Origin of the sequence: Methylobacterium sp. P1-11 (assembly GCF_008329595.1) — a bacterium.
Classification (GTDB): Bacteria; Pseudomonadota; Alphaproteobacteria; order Rhizobiales; family Beijerinckiaceae; genus Methylobacterium.
Map to the genome: position 1 here is coordinate 47,741 of NZ_NPKS01000025.1, position 15,263 is coordinate 63,003.

Annotated in this window: 17 protein-coding genes; 8 read left to right on the forward strand and 9 right to left on the reverse strand. The window is 66.4% G+C overall.

Annotated elements, in window-relative coordinates:
* Positions 1 to 37: 37 nt before the first annotated feature.
* From CIW48_RS22745 to CIW48_RS33430, 4 genes are read right to left on the reverse strand one after another with little or no spacing between them, the layout of a single operon-like run.
* Entirely contained in the window at positions 38 to 910 is an 873-nt protein-coding gene (locus CIW48_RS22745) for a hypothetical protein (protein WP_149312775.1), read from the reverse strand.
* Positions 907 to 1,332 (reverse strand): hypothetical protein, encoded by a 426-nt coding sequence (locus tag CIW48_RS22750; RefSeq protein WP_149312776.1) that lies wholly within the window; start codon positions 1,330 to 1,332, stop codon positions 907 to 909. The genes CIW48_RS22745 and CIW48_RS22750 overlap by 4 nt, the downstream gene beginning before the upstream one ends.
* Positions 1,314 to 2,885 carry a hypothetical protein gene (locus tag CIW48_RS22755; RefSeq protein WP_149312777.1) on the reverse strand — a complete coding sequence of 524 codons (1,572 nt, stop codon included), beginning with the start codon at positions 2,883 to 2,885 and terminating at the stop codon, positions 1,314 to 1,316. The genes CIW48_RS22750 and CIW48_RS22755 overlap by 19 nt, the downstream gene beginning before the upstream one ends.
* Before the next feature lie 50 nt (positions 2,886 to 2,935).
* A complete protein-coding gene (locus CIW48_RS33430; protein ID WP_173009363.1) occupies positions 2,936 to 3,793 on the reverse strand; it encodes a lysozyme inhibitor LprI family protein in 858 nt (285 codons plus the stop codon).
* Positions 3,794 to 3,913: 120 nt separating this feature from the next.
* Here CIW48_RS33430 and CIW48_RS33435 point away from each other — a divergent pair, with 120 nt between their 5' ends.
* Positions 3,914 to 4,354 (forward strand): hypothetical protein, encoded by a 441-nt coding sequence (locus tag CIW48_RS33435; RefSeq protein ID WP_173009364.1) that lies wholly within the window; start codon positions 3,914 to 3,916, stop codon positions 4,352 to 4,354.
* Positions 4,355 to 4,416: 62 nt separating this feature from the next.
* Here CIW48_RS33435 and CIW48_RS22765 read toward each other — a convergent pair whose 3' ends face one another.
* Positions 4,417 to 5,436, reverse strand: coding sequence for a DUF4424 domain-containing protein (locus CIW48_RS22765; protein WP_149312779.1), 1,020 nt, complete (start codon positions 5,434 to 5,436; stop codon positions 4,417 to 4,419).
* 114 nt (positions 5,437 to 5,550) lie between these two features.
* Entirely contained in the window at positions 5,551 to 7,305 is a 1,755-nt protein-coding gene (locus CIW48_RS22770) for a DUF4344 domain-containing metallopeptidase (protein WP_173009365.1), read from the reverse strand.
* 565 nt (positions 7,306 to 7,870) lie between these two features.
* Here CIW48_RS22770 and CIW48_RS22775 point away from each other — a divergent pair.
* The 3 genes from CIW48_RS22775 to CIW48_RS22785 all read left to right on the forward strand — a co-directional run bounded on the left by CIW48_RS22775 (position 7,871) and on the right by CIW48_RS22785 (position 9,276).
* Positions 7,871 to 8,179, forward strand: a complete 309-nt coding sequence (locus CIW48_RS22775; RefSeq protein ID WP_246695379.1) for a hypothetical protein — start codon at positions 7,871 to 7,873, stop codon at positions 8,177 to 8,179.
* 137 nt (positions 8,180 to 8,316) lie between these two features.
* Positions 8,317 to 8,682: a hypothetical protein gene (locus tag CIW48_RS22780; RefSeq protein ID WP_197739370.1), complete on the forward strand. Its 366-nt coding sequence runs from the start codon at positions 8,317 to 8,319 to the stop codon at positions 8,680 to 8,682.
* A gap of 270 nt (positions 8,683 to 8,952) precedes the next feature.
* On the forward strand, positions 8,953 to 9,276 hold the full coding sequence (locus CIW48_RS22785; RefSeq protein ID WP_149312781.1) for a hypothetical protein: 324 nt from the start codon (positions 8,953 to 8,955) through the stop codon (positions 9,274 to 9,276).
* A 433-nt stretch (positions 9,277 to 9,709) separates the two neighbouring features.
* Here the strand turns inward: CIW48_RS22785 and CIW48_RS22790 are convergent, their stop codons facing one another.
* Entirely contained in the window at positions 9,710 to 10,138 is a 429-nt protein-coding gene (locus tag CIW48_RS22790) for a response regulator (protein WP_246695380.1), read from the reverse strand.
* Positions 10,139 to 10,742: 604 nt separating this feature from the next.
* Positions 10,743 to 11,132: a helix-turn-helix domain-containing protein gene (locus CIW48_RS22795; RefSeq protein WP_149312783.1), complete on the reverse strand. Its 390-nt coding sequence runs from the start codon at positions 11,130 to 11,132 to the stop codon at positions 10,743 to 10,745.
* Between the two features lie 87 nt (positions 11,133 to 11,219).
* Here CIW48_RS22795 and CIW48_RS22800 point away from each other — a divergent pair, with 87 nt between their 5' ends.
* The 3 genes from CIW48_RS22800 to CIW48_RS22810 all read left to right on the forward strand — a co-directional run bounded on the left by CIW48_RS22800 (position 11,220) and on the right by CIW48_RS22810 (position 13,292).
* Complete coding sequence (locus tag CIW48_RS22800) at positions 11,220 to 11,834, forward strand: NAD(P)H-dependent oxidoreductase (RefSeq protein WP_149312784.1); 615 nt, start codon at positions 11,220 to 11,222, stop codon at positions 11,832 to 11,834.
* 130 nt (positions 11,835 to 11,964) lie between these two features.
* Entirely contained in the window at positions 11,965 to 12,360 is a 396-nt protein-coding gene (locus tag CIW48_RS33440; protein ID WP_281407378.1) for a DoxX family protein, read from the forward strand.
* Positions 12,361 to 12,401: 41 nt separating this feature from the next.
* Complete coding sequence (locus tag CIW48_RS22810; protein WP_173009367.1) at positions 12,402 to 13,292, forward strand: VOC family protein; 891 nt, start codon at positions 12,402 to 12,404, stop codon at positions 13,290 to 13,292.
* 68 nt (positions 13,293 to 13,360) lie between these two features.
* On the opposite strand, the gene CIW48_RS22815 is transcribed toward CIW48_RS22810, so the two are convergent.
* Positions 13,361 to 14,245 carry a LysR family transcriptional regulator gene (locus tag CIW48_RS22815; RefSeq protein WP_149312787.1) on the reverse strand — a complete coding sequence of 295 codons (885 nt, stop codon included), beginning with the start codon at positions 14,243 to 14,245 and terminating at the stop codon, positions 13,361 to 13,363.
* 103 nt (positions 14,246 to 14,348) lie between these two features.
* Between CIW48_RS22815 and CIW48_RS22820 the strand changes: the two genes are divergently transcribed.
* Positions 14,349 to 15,245 (forward strand): NmrA family NAD(P)-binding protein, encoded by an 897-nt coding sequence (locus CIW48_RS22820; protein ID WP_149312788.1) that lies wholly within the window; start codon positions 14,349 to 14,351, stop codon positions 15,243 to 15,245.
* The last annotated feature ends 18 nt before the right edge of the window (positions 15,246 to 15,263 follow it).

Sequence of the window (15,263 nt, forward strand, 5' to 3'; positions counted from 1 at the left end):
TGCACGGCCCCGGCTTTGGAACTGGCGCTGTACAGGGTCAGCGAAGGTCTCGATCGATTGGGATGAGACGCAGCGAGCTCGAGGCCGTAGCGACGGCGCCCTGCCACCGGGCTTGCTCGCTCGCGGGATAGCGCAGACGCACGCTTACGAAGAAGGCGCCGGAGCCGCCCGAGCGAATGGTCTTCTGATAAAGGGTGTCCTCGCCGGTCGCGCAGGACAACACGATCCAGTGGGCCTTCCTTCGCAGGTAGGCGGCAGGCTGCCGCTGACAGCGCGCATGGTCGTCGGCGACGAATGCTTCGAGAGTCTGACCGAGCGCGTTGTTGCTGCCCCAGACCGTGAGCTGCAGTCCGCCCTCTGCAGAATGAAAGGCCTGTCCGTCGCCGTTGTCCGGCGCCCGCTCGGCGACGAGCTCGGCCGGGACATCAACGGAGAAGCCGAAGCGGACATTGACATAGTGCCGGAGCGCAGGTGTGCCCGAAGCTGAGGCGACCGGCAGAGTTTGGCGCCAGTCGCGCCTCGCTTGTTCGATGCGCGCGGCGTAGACCTGCCTGAGACAGGCTGTGTCGGCGCAGGCGTCGCGGACCCGCTCCCGCCAGCGGGCATGGTCCTCGCCGAATGCATCGATACGTTTGCCCGTCTCGCCGTCGGTGCCACGCGTCTCCCCTTCGATCTGGTCGAAGAGGGCCTTCAGTTCGTCGTCGAGCTTCGACAGGCCGGGGTCGGCGCAGACGAGGGTCTCGATTCTGCCACGCGCTGCAGCGCAGTCGAAGGCAGCGGCCCGAGCGACGGAGACAAATGTCAGATCGCCTGGGCCGATGAGTGACAGCGCGAGGAAGGCTGCACGCCAGCCGGGCAAAAGCCCGCGCCGGCTGCTGCGGCAAGCTTCGATCGTCACGGCGAGGCTCACAGGCTGTCGTCCTTGATTTGGTAGAGCGTCCAGCAGGTTCCCCGACGGAATGCGTAGATGACTTGGTTGCCCGTATCCGGCGTGTAGAGCCGGACACGCATGTCGTCGCGTGTCACGGCCATCACCTCTTGTTTCAATCGGTACTTGGCCTGATCGCGCGTGCTCGGCATGAGCGGGAAGCGCATCTGATCTACCGTGAGCATCCTGCTCACGGGCTTCGGTTCGGGCTCGGCGTCGGCATCCACGGTGTCGCTGCGCAGCGGCACGGCGACGAAGGCCTTCTGGACAGCGACGTCGTTGACGAAGGCGGCTAAGAAGGCCGGGAAGTCCCGGGAGGGACAAGCCGGCTCGGCTTGGGCGCCAGCCGTGCCAGCGAGACAGGCACAAGCGCCCGCGAGGGCGGTCAGAAGAGTATCGCGCATCCGTCCTTTCCTTGCATTCCTGAGACGCTCGGATCCATCACCGCGGCGATGCCTGCGTCGTGAAGTAATCGCCCGCGAGCGAGCCGTTCAGGCCGCAGTAGCCGGGCGTCCAGGCGCGTTTGCCGGGCGGGGGTACTGCCTCCACCTTGAGCGTCTGCCCGTCCCGGCGCAGCCGGAGCGCGGACCCGTCCGCCTCGACCTTCACCTCGAGGACGCCGTCGGCGAGACGCCCCGTGCCTTGGACATCGCAAACCCAGCGCGCCGTGACAGGCTCGTTTCCGTTGACGTCGACTTGAAACAGGCCGTCCGAACCGCGCCACCGTCATCTTGGCAAAGAGGTTGCCCCAGTTACCCTCCAGACCGTCCCCAGGCGGGGTGCGCAGGCTCCGCAGGAAGTCCGCCCGCCCTCGGATAACGGCGAGCAGGAGGTCGTCCGGGTCCGTCTCGCCGTAGCCGTAGACCCGCTCGCGGGAGGTCAGGAAATACGTCTCGTCCTGCGCGAGGAGCACGGCGGCCGCAGGGGGCAAGGCGGCGCGGCGTTCGCGATAGAGCGTGGCGACTTCCGAGTCGGCCTTCGCCAGGGGAGCGCTGGCACAGATGGCGCGCTCCACCTTCGTGGTAGCTTTCGCGCACGCGAAAGACGGGCGTGGGGTGCCCGTGGACGACGCCGGAGCAGGTGACGCGAGCCTGGTGCCGGCAGCCTCCACCGCGACCAGCGAGAACCAGCCGCCTCCGGTGCCGTCGGGCTTGGGCTGCAGGCCGGCAGGCGGGTCGTACCGGACGCTCCCGAACCGGATCACCTCCTGTGCTCCGGGGCCGGGGGCCTTCGCCGAGCGGCACCGGTCCCCCGCCGCCTTCGAGGATGACTCCCGGGCCTCGGTCTGATCTACTACGAGGTCACGGTAGCCGCCGCGCGCCTCCGGTCCGACGGAGACGGTGCGCCGGATCGCCGTCGTCGTCCCGGTGCAGTTGCCGTCGTTCTCGCCCGTGACCCGCCCGACTACCAAGCCGTCGAGCACGCGCGTGATGCGCCCACCCTCGAAGCCGTAGAGCCAGAGGGCTTCCTCGGAGAACGGGTTTACGCGCGAGCTGCCGCTCTGCGCCGTCCGCAGCCCGAAAGCGCGCGTACCAGGCCGGATGTCGTAGCGCGCGGTATCCAGGGTGACGCCATCGAACTGGATCGCGTCGGAGAAGGCCATGGCCATCTCGATCCGACGGGCGAGGGGCCGGCCGCTGGCGGAGTCGAGCACGAGGATCTCGACGTCGCCGCGGATGTCACCGGCGGTGTCTGGAGCGGCCTCGATCAGCGGGACGGCCACCAGCGTCAGGCTCGGGTCGGCCGGCCAGACTTTGCATGCGACGGAGGCCGACGACACGTGCTGGACGTAGCTGCCCTTGAGATCGAACCCGTCGCCGCTGCGGCTCGCCTTCGGGTAGACGTGGCTCAGGAGCGCGTCCTTGTCATCGCAGGGCCCGGACGCCATGGCCGGCAGGGCCGACAGGACCAGCGGCAGGGCGAGGGCCGCGCCGAAGAGCGCGATACGCTTCGTCATCGTCTGAGACCGCCCATGATCGGGGCCTCCAGGTGGCAAGTGAAGGTGCATCACGGCGCCCTCGCGGTCCCGGGCGGCGGGTAGGCGGGATCGGTCAGGCAGACCGGCAGCCACGGTGCGTCGTCGTCCATCCATACGTCGGCGTCGAGCTTGGGCAGGGGCGGGGCGGGTGGCTTCTCCGCGTCCGACGCGGCGGCCGGCCGCTTCCATGCGCCCCGCGACCCAGATGAGCGGTCCGGGCAGCTCGGCCCATCGCCGCCGCCGATCGAGCAGGTCGCGACCGTCCGCAGCGCACCATCCACGACCCGGCCGACGAACCGCGTCTCGGAGACGCTACCGCTCGCCCAGTCCTCGGTCCGCCTGCAGACGCGGTCGTCGTTCTGATAGCTCTGCATGGCGAAGCAGCCGTAGCTGTAAGTGCCGCTTCCAGGCAGGAAATCGCAGGTCGTGGCGAAGCCCGCGAAGGGGCCCCCGCTGAACCGCGCAGCGAAGCGGCGCTGCGCCGCCACAGTCGCGATCAGCCGCGGCAGCTTCGCGGCGCCCTCGGTGGAAGGCGTCAAGTCCCGGGTGCGGTCCTGCATGGCCTTCAGCACGATCGTGCGCCACGCCGCAGGGTCGGGCGGATCCTGATCCTCGTTCAGGTGGCCGAGCCGCCGGTCGCGGGTCGCGAGCCAGCGCTTCTGACTGGCGACCAACGCCGCGCGGATCTCCGCATTGTCCGTAGTCTTGAGGAGGCTGGTATAGGCCAGGCCCATTGCGGCGTCCGCCATCTGTAGGCGCCTGTCGGCGCAGATCATGCGATCGATGGCGGTGGCGGCCTTGCGGCAGTCGATCGCGTAGGCCGGCGAAGCGAGGGCGAGCATGGCGATGATGGCGGACGGGTTGGCGGCCCAGGAGAAGCGCTTCATCGGGGTTACCTTGGCCGAGGGTTGGCGTAGATGCTGAAGGAGAGCGGTCGCGCGCTGGGGCGTCGCCGGTGCCGGCGTCGAGATCGGCAGACCGCTCGGCGGTCGCGGAGCGGGGGTGCGATGAGCAGGGGATGGATTTGCGTCGGCGTGGTCGGCGTCGTGGCGGTGTCGCCGATGGCTGCTTTCGCCAGCGGGCAACTGCCCGCCCAGACCATGGTGGAAGTCTTGGCGTCCGACACTGCCTGCCTCGACACGCTCCGGGCCCTTGCGGCCGAGGATCGACGTCAGGTCGCGCCGAAGTCCGCCATGGCGGACGGCATGATCCGGGAGGTGTCCCTCGATACAAGCGGCGTCGAGCGCACCGGGCCGGCGAGCGCACGCTACGATGCGACCCTGTGGTGGCACAACGGCACCCCACGCACCGACCGGCCTCAGGTCGAGACCAGCCATAGTTACAGCCACCGCATCCGCGAGTGCGATGGCCGCGTGCTGCGGACCACCGGCGAGGACGGCTACACCTCGAGCACCTTCGCGCCTTCCGGGCCGGCCGCGCCCCGCTGAAGGCCATGCATTAGCATGTCCCGTCGGGTGTCCAGCGATCGTCATCGACCTGATGAGCCGCCTCATCCGTTCTTCAGAGTCTTCAGCAGGAGGACGTCGATGTTGTGCCGCGGCACGTAGTCCTTCACCACCATCTCGAAGGTCGTTGGGCCGGTCTTGCGGACGCCGCTACCGCAGAACGAGACGAGGGTCACAGGATCGCCCTTGTCAACCGTGAGCCGGAACTCGCCAATCGTTCCGGCCCAGTTGGCCCCCGAGGTGATGATGTAGGACAGGTACTTCTCGAAAGCCTGGAACGTCTTACCCCCGTCGGCGGTCGCCTTTCGGCTCAGGGCCTGCGCCGCCTTCTCGAAGACGGCGTCCGTGCAGAACTTCTCGCGGTAGCCGGCCTTCTGCGCCGGGTCCTGGCTCGAGGAGCCGAAGGACAGGCTGGAGAGGCCGCCGAGGCTCGGCACGTAGCTCTGCCTTACGACCACTTCCCGGCGGGCGGGGAAGACCTGCCGGCGCCAGAACTTTGATCGCAGCGTCCAGAGCGGGTAGTAATCCGTCGTCCCGTCGCTCCCCTCCTTGGGCTCCAGCAGGCCGGCCTCGACAAGGCCGCGGCGCTGATCGTCACTCAGCGCCCTCAAAGCCTTCTCGGTCGCGTCGGTGGTGGGGACCAGGGGAATGCGCAGAGCCCTGAGTTTGGCGGTGACCTCGTCTTCCTGCTTGTCGCTTGGCCTGACGAAGGCGCGCTGCTCGACCTGCGACGCGACCGGGTCGCCGTCGACCTGCGTGGCAAAGCGAAGGAAATTGTCGTGTGCCGGGTCGGCGATATCGAGCATCGCCTCGGGACCGCCAGAGATGTCCGGCATCGGGAAGGCGATCGTTGTCTCGACGTCTGCATCGGTCAGGTTGCGGAAGCGATAGGCGATGCGCACGCCTTTCTCGGACAGGAAGAGGTCCTCGGACACCAGGGCGATCTTGTCCGTCCTCTCCAGGACGAGGCCGCCTGCCGCCAGCGCCGCGCTGCTGTCGTCGGCCCAGGCGGGCAGCGATAGGGTCGTGATGATGGCGGCAACGGCCGCGAAGGGGGGGCGCATCTCAGGTCATGCCTACGGTTCGGGTGTCGTTTGCCCGGTCCACCCCCAGCCTCGCGAAAGAGCGGCGGCCACGATGCGGATGGGACGCCCGCGACGGCGTTTCGGACGAGGGGATCAGTTCCCGAAAGGGTTGGACTTACCGTCCCATTCGAGCGGGTTGCGCTCCTGCCGGGCCGTGGGCAGCGGCGCGGCCGCGGTTTCCGCGGACGCCTCGTCGCGGGGCTTGAACCGCGGCGCGAAGTGAGGGAGCAGCAGTCGCGACCAGGAGCGGGTGATCTTGGCCGACTCGGAGGGACACCGGACCGCGCGCTCCTTCGGCAGCAGCCCCTGGTCGACGATGCCGTGAAAATTCTCGGGATCCCGGCCGTAGACGAAGCACAGTATATTGAAGTATCTCTGGGCGTCGAGCGCGTGCTCGTCCGCGAAGACACGCACGTCGTCGCCCTTCGTCCCGGCGGCATTGACCTTGAACCACGTGGCGGACAGCTGGAGGACACGAGCGATCTCGTTGCGGCTCTCACGCTTGTCAGCGTTCGAGAGGAGTAGTACTGCCGCCAACTGATCGACGGAGTCCTCCTCGCGCCCTACCGCGGGAAGATCGAGCAGGTCGATCAGCGCGTGGCCGGATTCGTGCAGCAGAATGAAGCGCAAGTTGTTGCGCACGAACTCGACCGTCAGCGCCTTCGGGTCCGAGGCACCTTTGGCCAGAGCGCTACCCATCTTCGTGATGCTGTCGATGAGCTCGTAGCAGAGCACGACCGCGCCCTTGTCCTTGGTGTAGAAGGCATTGACCATGCCGCACTGGGCCGCGACGTAACGCAGAGGACGTGGGAACACGAGCATGCCGTCGAGCCCATCGACCTCGGGTATGCGGCTGAGCAGGTGTGTGTCCGTCGCCCATTGGTAGGCGTAGCGCAGGTCGGGGTTCTCGGGCGGCAGGTACTGGTAGGTGAAGCGTAGACCCTTGCCGTCCGAGGTGACGAGCTTGCCGTCGGTCGGCGGCGGCAGGGCGTCCGACTGGCGCTCGACGAGGCCGTTGGCCCGGTCGGCGGTGTTCGCCGCAGCCGACGTCTCGCGGCCCGATGAGGAGTCCGCTCTTGTCTCGGCTTGGTCGCCGTGCTGTCGCGCACCCTGTTCCGCGATCCGAGCGAGCCTCCCGAGGGTCGGGTAATCCGGCTGCCCGTCTGACGCGCTGTCGCCGAACGGGTAGAAGCCGTTAGAGATCAAGACGGAGACGCTCTGCATCATCTCGTCGGCGTCGTTGTGCCATATTAGGTCGTAGCCGCGGATCTCGCGACCCTGCTGCTCGAAGCGCGCGTAGAACTTGCCGCCCTGCCGCTCGCCGGAGAGGATGAATCCGTTGCCCCTGCGTAGCTTGTAGGTGACCCGATTGGTTGGCGCGTTCAACTGCTGACCGTAGAGTTGGTCGATCCCGTCGGGGGCGGCATCCGGGATCGCCACGGTCATCATCGAGACGTGGCCGTCGCCGGACTTCACGACCTCCCCGCGGGTGCCATCGTTGGGCGTCCTGTTGGTCAGAAGGGCTGCGGGATAGGACATTCGCATCCCGGTCGCCGTGTCGAGGGATCGCCAGCCGAGCTTCTTGCGCAGGCTCAGCGCCGCGCTCCCCAGGGCGAGCCCGTCCACCGCCGTCAGCTCGCCGGTCGCGGGCCGGCCGCGCTTGGTCTGGAAGGCCGCGATCGCGTCGCGCGTCCTCTTGCTGAAGTTGCCGTCGGCGAAGCCGTTGTAGAAGCCGAGCAGGATCAGCCCTTCCTGGACCAGTCGGCGCTCCCAGATGTTGAGCGCACCTTCGAGTGCCGGCGCCGCGCCTGGACCCACCGCATAGGGGTTGCTCTGAGTCTGGGCCAAGACGGCACTTGATGATTCGACTGCGATGACCATCACGCAGGCAAAAACTGTCGCACTCACTAGCCTGCGTGCCTGGAATTCCGCCACTGTACCCCCCTGACGACGTCGACCTAGAAGCAAATCAACTCGTCTGCCGCGAGCAGCGGACCATATCTTGGCGATTTTCGAATGCAACCTCAGGGAGGCGGCGGACATATTTTCACCGTGATGCCGCACGATCTTTGCGTGATCGATCGAGTCGTGCGCGATCTTTATCGGAAGGTCTTTCGCATATGGAGGCGACGCTTTGAAAGCTCTCGAGCATATCGATAGATGATTGCCTGAGAGTCGAAGATCGGTAGGGTGCTGCTCCGGCCTTCATTCAACTACGCGACGGAGGGCGATCGCCAACAGGGCTTGACAGATCCAGAAGGCCTGAGCCACCGGCCTGCATCGCGTGCGAGCCATGGGACATGAGGGATCGATGCTGAGAACACTCGGTTGTACCGCGATGCTCATGATGTTCGGTGTGTCCGTGGCTAATGCACAGCCCCGTGCCGAGAACTATCGCAGCGAAGGCGCTCCGATGCTGCAAGGCATCACCTACAAGACCTGGGCGATATCCCCCGGCGTGGGTCCTGAGGCCGCCTTCGAACGGGGGACGCGGGCGGTCCTGGCCGAGGGCTTCGTGAACGTGAACGCCGGGAAGCGACTCGGCACCCTGACGGCTCAGCAGGAGACCAGCGGCTCCGGACGGTCGCAGACCCTGCGCGTCGTGGTCGGCAAGTCCGGGAAGGGCAGCCGAATCGACGCCGTGTTCATGGTCCAGGGGGGGCAGGCCGCCCTCAGCATGAGCGACAACCTCTGCCGCATCGTCGATGCGGTCGTCGGGTAGCACCGGCGTCCGCTCGCCCGCATGTCGGTCCTGGAAGTGTTCGCGCCCGTAGATCCGAAACGGACTGCACCGGGGCGTGTCGAGCCTCGGCACTTTCCGTGCCTTTCGCCATGACGCCGTCCCCGTCGTGGCGGACGATGTTGGGGCGTGTCCTTCGGACGCTCGGACGTTTCCTCGCTATCGCAACCGTTTTCCTCGTCTGGCTGCCGACCTTCGTGTTCCTGGCCGGACTGACCATCACGAACCTGACCGGGTGCCATGTCACCGAGGCGGGGGCTCAACCTTGTCTCGTCGCGGGTGCCGACATCGGCCATGACCTCTATGCCATGCTGATGATGGGCTGGATCGTGATCGCGCTTCTCCCACTCATGTTCGCTACGGTGGTCGCGGCGCTGGTCTGGGGAGCGATCAGGTTCATGCGGACACGGCGACGCATTATGGACGCGGCGATCGCGCGAGACGGCTCAGCACAGGGCTTGTCCGAGGACCGATCGCGCTCATGACGTCGAGCCCTGGAACCATCGTCGGGGGTCGTCGGTCATCCTGGCTCCAGGTTCGAGGCTGAACTCCGACGCGGATGCCGGGTCGCTGCGGCAATCGCTTCGCTGTGTGCTGCCGTGATGGCACCCGCGTTTGCACAGACCGGAGCGACGGCTCCGCGTCTCGCCTCGGGGCTCATCGGCTTCGGGCCCACTCACGGCCTTAGCAGACCGTCAGGTTGCGTGTGCGAGTGTGAGCGGCGGCTTAACTAAATGGGTCGCTCGGAGGCCGACATGGTGAGGCTGGCGGCTCGCATTTTGACGATCGCCCTCGCACTCGTCGGGCTTGGTACCGTCGCGGGATGGGTCTGGTCGTCACTGCGAGGTGCCAAGCCTGCGCCGAACAACATAACTGTCGTCGCGTCGCCGGATGGGTCATTCAAGGCGGCCCTGGCATCATGGAATGGCGGCGGGGCCATTGCGCCTTTCTGCTACGACCGCGTGTTCGTCGTCCCGACGGCGGTGCCGAACGACCGCCGAGCGGACGACAAGAACCTCGTGTTCGCAGGCGAGTGCGCGAGCTTCGAGGACCTTTCCAATGCGTCCAGTTCGACTTGACGTAGACCGAGAACGCTCTTCGTCGGATTCTCGACTTTAGGCACCGCAGACACTCCGGCAGCATTGCGCCTGCGCCGTCTCGCTGCTGATAGACAGGTCGAGGTGGAGTTCGAGGTGGGTCACTAGGCTCTGAAAGCCCGCTTTCCACCCCGAGCCGAAGCCACCGGAAGGCCGGCGGCGACCGCTTTGGAGAAGCCTCGAAAGCGGTCTGGGTGGCTGGGTTGGGTCGATAGGAGCTTGTTCGCTTTTCCAGCAGCCTCGCTCCGAAGCAGACTTGCCGCTTTCGGCCAGCATCTGCCGCCACGCATCGCCCACTCGAACGTCCCAGATGAGTGGTTTTGCGACGGTCCGCTATCGAGGGAGCGTTCTCAGAAGCGGCGATCGCCTTGGCCAAGCTGATGCGGTTCAGACCGAGCCGTCGTGAAAGCAAGAGTTACGTTTTGTCCGGCTCTGTCGTGGGAGCGGCAACAGCTCCCATGCCGTTGCCCGTCTCAGTTCCCGTATGGGGCGGTACACCGCCCGGGAGTACGGGAGCGCCTGAGGGCTCGTCCTGCAGCTGTGCGAGACCAGCTTCCACTTCGTGGATGAGGTCTGCAAAATCGTAGGGCTTGCTGAGCAGGCGCACGCCTGGCGGCAGCTCCCCCTGAAGGTCCGCTCCGGCCCCTGAGGTGACAATGATGCCAACAGCGGGCCAACGGTGATGAACGAGGTGGGCGAGGGCAACGCCGTCGCCCACGATGCCGCGTCCCGTAATCAGCATGCTCACCGGGATCGGTCCTTCGAGAACCGCCAGCGCCTCGGCGGCAGTGCGGACCTCTATAGTCTGGAAGCCAACATCCGCCAGCATGTCGGCCGTGACCATACGGACGACCTCATCAGCCTCCGCAATGAGGATGGCTAAAGGCCTGCTGTTAGCCAAAATCGTGCTCCGTGTGATCAGGCCGGGAGCGCTCGCTGCTCTCAGGCACTGACGGCCGATCCCGAAGCCAGTGATGATCCCTTATGCGCTATTTATCCGCCGAGCGCGATGACCCTTGGTTGTGGCATCTCGCCATTTAAGGGCGCATCCTGGTACGGCCGCTTTCCACCCCGAACCGAAGTCGCAGGACAAATGGCAAATGACCGCTCATGGGAAACGCCCATGGCGCTTTGGACGGCTGGGTTGGGTCGGGAGGAGGCTGTCCACTTTTCCGGCGCGCCTGCTCCGAAGCGGACCGACGGCTTTCGGCCAAATCCGGTCCCGCGCTGGGTGCCCCTGAATGGCTGAGTTGGGTAGATTTTTGCCAGTCCGCATTCGGGAGGCAATCCACGGAAGCGGACGTCATCTCCGTGCCTCTTCTCACAACCCTTCTGAGGTATTCGGAGGCTTTGCTTACCGGCGCTTGGACTGGCCTCGAACGCAAGCGTGGCGTTGAAGCGCCCGATGGCAGTCTGCTCTCTTCCTTCGTCGTAGGCGCCTCGACCAATCAAACCCGCACGTCAGCACGTTCGCCCGCATCCCACCGTGCCTGCGCCGCGTCGATCTCCTCGAAATGCTCGAAGGCCCAGCCTCCCAGTGCCTGAACCGATGCTGACAGCGAGCCCCCGAGTTTGGTCAGCTCATAGTCTACACGAGGCGGGATCGATGCCGTGACCGTCCGCTTAACCAAGCCATCACGTTCAAGGTTGCGCAAGGTCAAAGTCAGCATCCGTTGGGAAATACCATCAATGTCGCGCTTGAGCTCGTTGAAGCGGCTCGGCTTGCGCAGCAGAGTCATGATCACAAGCACGCTCCACTTGTCTCCTATGCGCGACAGGAGCTGCGAAATCTTGCGGCACGAAGGCGACAATTTATTCGCTGGGGCAGTCACAACTATGTAACCTCGGTTTCAAACTTGTGCGTTCTTGCGCGTCCTTTCGGACCGCTTAGAATGATAGGCACAAAGGAGAACCAAGGTTACATCATGAAACTTCTGCATGTCGACACCAGCATCCTCGGCGGACGCTCAGTCTCGCGCGAGCTCACCGCACTTATCGTCGGACGCCTCGCGGCCGGCGGTCAGGCGGATGTCACCTATCGCGACCTCACCGCCGAGAAAGTGCCCCACCTCACGCCAGCGAGCCTGCCCAGCAAGCATCCGGGCTCCGTCATGGCTGGTCCCCTCGATGCGGCATCCCAGGCGGTTCGCGACGAGAGCGACCGCATGCTGGAAGAGTTCCTAGTCGCCGACGTCGTGGTCGTCGGGGCGCCGATGTACAACTTCACCGTGCCTACCCAGCTAAAGGCCTGGATCGACCGCTTGATCGTCCCGGGCACGACGTTCAAGCCGGGCCCAAGCGGTGTCGAGGGGCTTGCCAAAGGCAAACGCGTCATCGTGGCGGTCGCCCGGGGCGGCTTCTACGGTCCCGGTACGGCGGCCGTGTCGGCCGAGCACGCGGAGACCCTGCTGCGGACCGCCTTCGGCTTCATGGGCATCGTTCCCGAGTTCGTGCTGGCGGAAGGTATGAACTTCGGCCCGGACGCAAAAGCAAAGGCCGTGGCCTCGGCTCGCGAGGCGGTCGGGCAGTTGGCCGCCTGAGACGCAAACGCCATTCGAGCCAGCGGTGACCATGGCGGCGGCCAGAGATGGTCGCAACCGAGCCGTCCGTCCGGCCGTCACCGGCCTCCGCGCGACGTGCCCGACGCGAGATGAGGAAATTTCAGACATCATGAATGTAACGACAATCACTGAACCGACCGGCCGAAGCCGCTCAGCAAACCTCGGCCTATGGGTTCTCCGGATCATTCTGGGGACGGCATTCGTGCTGGCCGCGCTGATGAAGCTGGGCGGTCGGCAGGCCATGATCGACGAGTTCGACGTCGTCGGCCTCGGCCAGTGGTTCCGTTACTTCACAGGCATCCTGGAGCTGATCGGCGGGATCGCGGTCCTCGTACCGGCGTTCTCCGCGCTCGCCGCCATCCTCCTGCTGGTCGTCGACCTCGGCGCTTTCGTCGCCCAGGTCACTGTCCTGCACATCGACTGGATCCACACCGTCGTCATCGCGGCGCTGCTGGCCGCCCTGATCCACCTCCAGCGCGCCGCGCTCGGTCGCCTAGTTCGATGAAACAGGTGCCGTCCTCGCCCTCGTCGTTCATGGAAAGCACCATGTCGGATCAGGATTTCGTCTCCTTCGGCCCAGTTCATCTCGAAGTCACCGACCCGGACCGGACTGCGCGGTTCTGGGAGGTGCTGTTCGGCTTCACGCAGCGCCCGGGCGGGCTTGGCAGCATCGAGGTCGGGACGTCGGACGAGACGCTTCTAGTCCTACACGGAGGTGCCAGGGCGCCGGTCCAGCCGGGGTTCAGCGGTCTCTACCACGTCGCCATTCATACGCCGGACGAGCGGGACTTCGCCCGGCTCCTCAAGCGGTTCTCGGACCTACAGTATCCTGTCTCGCCAACGGACCACACCTTCTCGAAGGCGATCTATCTGGCTGATCCGGACGGCATAAACGTCGAAGTCACCTTGGAGACGCCGGAGCGGTTCCGGGGCGTGAGGCCAGGAGCGGGCAATCGGCTCCTCTTCATCGGCACGGACGGCGTGGAACGGCCCGGTGCCTATCCTCTGGACCTCGAAAAGATCTTCGAGGCTTACGAGCCCGGCTCCGAGAAGGAGCCAGCTCCCAGGGGGAGGAAGGTCGGGCACATCCATCTCCATGTCGGCGACCTTGAACGAGCTCGAGACTTCTATGCGGGGCTGGGTCTGGAGCTCGAAAGGTGGTGGCCGCCGATGCAGGTCGCCGACTTCGGTGCTGGCGGCCCTTTCAAGCACCGCATCGCCATCAACACCTGGCAGGGACGGGGCGCGCCGCCCGCGCCAGCCGGTTCGGCGCGCATGCGGCACTTTGAGATGCGCTTCGAGACGCCGGGGCACCTCCGGGCCGCGCTTGCGGCCAATCCATCCGCCGTAGGGGACGGCGATACATATCGCCTCGTGGATCCGTCCGGAAACGAGTTCCGGCTTCGCCAGGCTCTCACGCGCGGTGGCACGGACTGACGGTAAGCCGGCCGGGTATCCCGGAGGGAGCGGAAATCCCGTACCGACGCTAGACTTCGACTTAGCCGCTAATGATGCACTCCATCGAAGCTGGCGGCCAGCGCGTCGATGAAAACTCGCACCTTGGCCGACAAGCTGCGGTGGCTCGGGTAGATCGCGTGGATTACGGTCTCGTTGCCCTCGACGGCGGGCCAAAGCCGAACCAGCCGGCCATCGGCGACGTACGGCCTCGCAAGGAAGTCGGGCAGGTACGCGATGCCGGCGCCGCCCAGCACCACCGGCAGCAGGGCCGCGGAGTCGGAGATGGCGACGTCCGGCGGCAGCTCGATGCGTCTGGCGTCGCCGGTCGCATCGTCTTGGTAGGCCATGGCCCGGTCGCCGTAGCCGATCAGCGTATGGTCGGGGAGGTCCGCGACGCGAGCGGGCGTGCCGCGCGCCGCGAGATAGCCGGGGCTGGCGCAGAGCCACGCCTCGGATACCAGCAGCCGGCGAGCGATCAGGTCGCTGTCCACGAGCGGTCCCACCCGGATCAGCAGGTCGGCCGTCTCGGCCGGCATGTCGACGAAGCGGTTCTCGACCGCCAGCATCACGCGGACCCGGGGATAGGCGGCCATGAACCCCGGCAGCATGGGTGCGACAAGCGCGGTCGCAACCGTGAAAGGCAGGCTGACCCGCAGCGTACCGGCCGGGACGCCTCCCAGCCCTTCCAGTGCAGTGCCCGCCTCGTCAACGTTGGCCAGGATGCGGAGCGCGTGCGGCCGGAACAGCGTGCCGGCGTCGGTCAGCCGCAAGTGCCGCGTCGAGCGGTCCACCAGCACCGCACCGACATCGCGCTCAAGCCGTGCGAGCGCGCGGCTGACCCCCGACTTCGGCAGGCCGAGCGCGCGCGCCGCGGCCGACACGCTCATCAGGTCGGTGATGCGCGCGAACGCGCGCAGGTCGGAGAGCTGCATCGTCGCTCCACCTTTTGCAACACCCTGTCCCATTTCGCCCCGCTAATCGCAGGAAAGCGCAACGACTATTCACCTGATCGGCGAGCGAATGGAGGAATGAGCAGTGGATGGCGCGCAGACCCAGCAGTTGGTGGTCGTGGCAGGAGCCACCGGCGACCTCGGCACCCGGATCGTCAAGGCGCTGGCGGCCAAGGGTAGGCTGGTACGGGCGCTGGTGCGCCGGCCGGCCGATGAGCTGGCCCGCGGCAACGTCGAACAGATCTCCGTCGATTTCAGGAACGATGTTGCGCTGACGCACGCCGTAACTGGGGCCGCGTGCGTCGTGTCCGCGCTGAACGGCACCGCGCCGGTGATCCTCGACACACAAGGGGAACTGCTCGACGCGGCGGTGGCAGCCGGCGTGCCGCGCTTCATCCCGTCCGACTTCTGCCTGGACTACCTGACAACCCGGCCGGGCGACAATCGCAACATGGACCTACGGCGCCGGTTTGCGGCCCGCCTCGATGCGGCGCCGATCCGTGCGACCTCGATACTCAACGGGCCGTTCGCGGACCTCCTCGACGGTCAGGCTCCTATCGTGCTGCACCGCTTTCGCCTCGTACTATTCTGGGGCGATGCCGACCAGGTGTTCGACTTCACCGCCAAAGACGACGTCGCCGCCTACACCGCGGACGCGGCGCTCGACCCTGACGCGCCCCGCCATCTGCGCATCTCTGGCGATCAGATCAGCCCGCGCGGGCTGGCCGAGCTGCTGACCAGCCTGGAAGGCCGGCGCTGGCGGCTGCTGCGCGCCGGCGGCATCGGTCGCCTGAGCGCGTTCATAGCCGTCGCGCGCGCGCTGACCCAAGAGACCGATGCGCCGTTCCCAGCGTGGCAAGGGATGCAATACCTGCGCGACATGTCGACCGGGCGCGGCAAGCTGCATGGCCTCGATAACGACCGCTACGGCAAGGCCGACTGGACAGGCGCCGAAGCCGTCCTCGCTCCCACGATCCGCTAGACATCGACCCGCGAAGGG

Bases quoted from the DNA above. Each gene is read 5' to 3' on its own strand.
- CIW48_RS22790 (WP_246695380.1), bottom strand. From the start codon at position 10,138: ATGGTCACGGCCGACATGCTGGCGGATGTTGGCTTCCAGACTATAGAG.
- CIW48_RS22765 (WP_149312779.1), bottom strand. From the start codon at position 5,436: ATGCGCCCCCCCTTCGCGGCCGTTGCCGCCATCATCACGACCCTATCG.
- CIW48_RS22800 (WP_149312784.1), top strand. From the start codon at position 11,220: ATGAAACTTCTGCATGTCGACACCAGCATCCTCGGCGGACGCTCAGTC.
- CIW48_RS22755 (WP_149312777.1), bottom strand. From the start codon at position 2,885: ATGACGAAGCGTATCGCGCTCTTCGGCGCGGCCCTCGCCCTGCCGCTG.
- CIW48_RS22775 (WP_246695379.1), top strand. From the start codon at position 7,871: ATGCTGCAAGGCATCACCTACAAGACCTGGGCGATATCCCCCGGCGTG.
- CIW48_RS22815 (WP_149312787.1), bottom strand. From the start codon at position 14,245: ATGCAGCTCTCCGACCTGCGCGCGTTCGCGCGCATCACCGACCTGATG.
- CIW48_RS22785 (WP_149312781.1), top strand. From the start codon at position 8,953: ATGGTGAGGCTGGCGGCTCGCATTTTGACGATCGCCCTCGCACTCGTC.
- CIW48_RS33435 (WP_173009364.1), top strand. From the start codon at position 3,914: ATGAGCAGGGGATGGATTTGCGTCGGCGTGGTCGGCGTCGTGGCGGTG.
- CIW48_RS22810 (WP_173009367.1), top strand. From the start codon at position 12,402: ATGTCGGATCAGGATTTCGTCTCCTTCGGCCCAGTTCATCTCGAAGTC.
- CIW48_RS33430 (WP_173009363.1), bottom strand. From the start codon at position 3,793: ATGAAGCGCTTCTCCTGGGCCGCCAACCCGTCCGCCATCATCGCCATG.
- CIW48_RS33440 (WP_281407378.1), top strand. From the start codon at position 11,965: ATGAATGTAACGACAATCACTGAACCGACCGGCCGAAGCCGCTCAGCA.
- CIW48_RS22780 (WP_197739370.1), top strand. From the start codon at position 8,317: ATGTTGGGGCGTGTCCTTCGGACGCTCGGACGTTTCCTCGCTATCGCA.
- CIW48_RS22750 (WP_149312776.1), bottom strand. From the start codon at position 1,332: ATGCGCGATACTCTTCTGACCGCCCTCGCGGGCGCTTGTGCCTGTCTC.